The following is a 2,416-nucleotide window of genomic DNA, read 5'->3' on the forward strand; positions in this document are numbered from 1 at the left end:
CAGCTTGCCGTCGATGCGCACGCCGGTGATGCGGTCGCCATCGAACTCCAGGCCGGTAATGTCCTGGTCGAAGCGGAATTCAACGCCGGCATCCACGCATGGCGTGGATCTACCTTCCCCTGCCGGACCACGGCACAATCGCTGGATGAGCCCGACCACTCCCGTATCTGCCCTCACCATCGCCGGCTCCGACTCCGGCGGTGGCGCAGGCATCCAGGCCGACCTGAAGGCCTTTGCAGCACATCGCGTGCACGGGCTCTCCGCGATCGCCGCACTGACCGCACAGAACACCCGTGGCGTCATCGCCGTGCACGTGCCGCCGATCGATTTCCTGCGTGCACAACTGGATGCCTGCTTCGATGACTTCGACATCCATGCGGTGAAGCTGGGCATGCTGGCCAACACCGAGGTGATCAATGCCGTCGCCGATGCGTTGGAGCGCCATCGCCCGCCGCACGTAGTGCTGGACCCCGTGATGGTCGCCACCAGCGGCGCGCGCCTGCTGGAAGACAACGCTCTGCAGGCAATGCGTGAGCGGCTGATCCCGCTGGCCACGCTGATCACCCCGAACACGCCGGAAGCGGAGCTGCTGGCCGGATGGAAGATCGGGAACGGCGATGACGCCGAACAGGTAGCCTCCGCCCTGCTCGACCTGGGCGCCGGTGCGGTGCTACTGAAAGGTGGCCACCTGCAGGAAGGCAACCGCGTGATCGACCGCTACTTCGACGGCGTGAGCAGCGAAGAATTCATCCACGCCCGCCTGCCGCTGGATGCGCACGGCACTGGCTGCACGCTGGCCTCGGCCATCGCCGCGCAGCTGTGCAACGGCCTGAGCCTGGCCAACGCCTGCGAAGCCGGCATCGACTACGTTGCGCGCGGCCTGCAGCAGGGCTATGCCCCCGGCCGCAGCGAGGTGCTGGTGCTCGACCACTTCGGCGCTGCACCGCACGCATGAACCTGACGCCGGCCCTCCTTCCAGTGCAGTGCAACGACGGGCATCGCTACGAAGTGATGGCCTGCATGCCCGCACAGGCCATCGCCCGCTTGTTGTGGCTGCCAGCGCTGGGTGTGGCCGCGCGCCACTACCTGCCGCTGGCACAGGCGCTGGCAGCGAAGGGCGTGGCGGTCTACCTGCATGAGTGGCGCGGCAACGGCAGCAGCTCACTACGCCCGTCGCGCGCGCACGACTGGGGCTATCGCGAGGTACTCGAGCGGGATCTGCCGGCCAGCCAAGCGGTCATGGCGGCCGCCGACGAGGAAGCAGGCCCCCTGCCCTGGATCATCGGTGGCCACAGCCTGGGCGGGCAGCTGGCCTGCGTGCATGCCGGCCGCAACCCTCTGCATTTCCACCACTTGTGGTTGGCGGCCAGCGGCTCACCGTTCTGGCGTGGATTCCCGCCACCGCGCGGCTGGCTGCTGCCACTGGTTTACCGTTTCCTGCCGTGGATCGCGCAGCGCCAGGGCGTGCTGCATGGCCGTCGTCTCGGCTTCGGTGGCACCGAAGCACGCGGACTGATCGCCGACTGGGCGCGCGTCGGCCTGAACAACCACTACGCCGCCGCGGGCATGGGTGAAGACCTCGACGCACAGATGGCGCGCGTGCACGGCAGCGCCCAGGCCGTGCTGATGGAACACGACTGGTTGGCCCCGGCCGCGTCGATGCAGGCGTTGCTGGCAAAGCTGCCGAATGTGGACGCGAAGCTGCACGTGCTGTCCGCGCAGGAACTGGGCACGCGCGCCGATCACTTCGCCTGGCTCAAGGCACCGGATGCCGTGGCGGACAGCTTTTTCATTCAGTTGGATGAAAATTTTCACAAAACTGTTGACGGTGTGCGCCGACATCCGCATAATTCCGCTCCTGTCGCAGGGCGCCCGTAGCTCAGTTGGATAGAGTACCTGGCTACGAACCAGGCGGTCGGGAGTTCGAATCTCTCCGGGCGCACCACTCGACAGGTTTTCAGCATCCGTCGCTGAAAATGCAGTAAAATTAGGCAGTAAGTTGATTGTGTACCGCGCGCCCGTAGCTCAGTTGGATAGAGTACCTGGCTACGAACCAGGCGGTCGGGAGTTCGAATCTCTCCGGGCGCACCATACACAGTCGGCACAACAAGTTTATGTAATTGGCGCCCGTAGCTCAGTTGGATAGAGTACCTGGCTACGAACCAGGCGGTCGGGAGTTCGAATCTCTCCGGGCGCACCATTACACCGAAACAGCAGGCCTCGGCCTGCTGTTTTTTTATGTGTGTTTTTCGGCAGGGCTGCGCCCTGCACCTTCAGAGGCCACAGCCAGAGCCGGAGCAACAGCAACAGCGCGCATTCCGTGGGATGGCGGGGCGGTGTCGGAGTGCGGGGACGCCGCAAGTACGTCCATGTAGGCTTGGCAGCCGCATCCATGCGGCTGACACCCCGCACTCCG

At 65.4% G+C, this 2,416-nt stretch carries 2 protein-coding genes and 3 tRNA genes; all 5 read left to right on the forward strand.

The genetic code is table 11. The features are described 5' to 3' along the window. Positions 1–145 precede the first annotated feature (145 nt). The 5 genes from thiD (at position 146) to ABGA94_RS05050 (ending at position 2,200) form a co-directional block, all read left to right on the forward strand. Entirely contained in the window at positions 146–955 is an 810-nt protein-coding gene (gene thiD / locus ABGA94_RS05030; protein ID WP_053500055.1) for a bifunctional hydroxymethylpyrimidine kinase/phosphomethylpyrimidine kinase, read from the forward strand. Beyond that, a complete protein-coding gene (locus ABGA94_RS05035) occupies positions 952–1,878 on the forward strand; it encodes an alpha/beta fold hydrolase (RefSeq protein ID WP_375366560.1) in 927 nt (308 codons plus the stop codon). The genes thiD and ABGA94_RS05035 overlap by 4 nt, the downstream gene beginning before the upstream one ends. Beyond that, positions 1,869–1,945, forward strand: a tRNA-Arg gene (locus ABGA94_RS05040). The genes ABGA94_RS05035 and ABGA94_RS05040 overlap by 10 nt, the downstream gene beginning before the upstream one ends. A gap of 69 nt (positions 1,946–2,014) precedes the next feature. Continuing rightward, positions 2,015–2,091: transfer RNA gene (locus ABGA94_RS05045), tRNA-Arg, on the forward strand. A gap of 32 nt (positions 2,092–2,123) precedes the next feature. Continuing rightward, positions 2,124–2,200, forward strand: a tRNA-Arg gene (locus ABGA94_RS05050). Positions 2,201–2,416: the final 216 nt, after the last annotated feature.

It is taken from the genome of Stenotrophomonas sp. 3diitr2024 (genome assembly GCF_042136455.1).
In the GTDB taxonomy this organism is placed as follows: domain Bacteria; phylum Pseudomonadota; class Gammaproteobacteria; order Xanthomonadales; family Xanthomonadaceae; genus Stenotrophomonas; species Stenotrophomonas sepilia.

Bases quoted from the DNA above. Each gene is read 5' to 3' on its own strand.
- ABGA94_RS05035 (WP_375366560.1), top strand. From the start codon at position 952: ATGAACCTGACGCCGGCCCTCCTTCCAGTGCAGTGCAACGACGGGCAT.
- thiD (WP_053500055.1), top strand. From the start codon at position 146: ATGAGCCCGACCACTCCCGTATCTGCCCTCACCATCGCCGGCTCCGAC.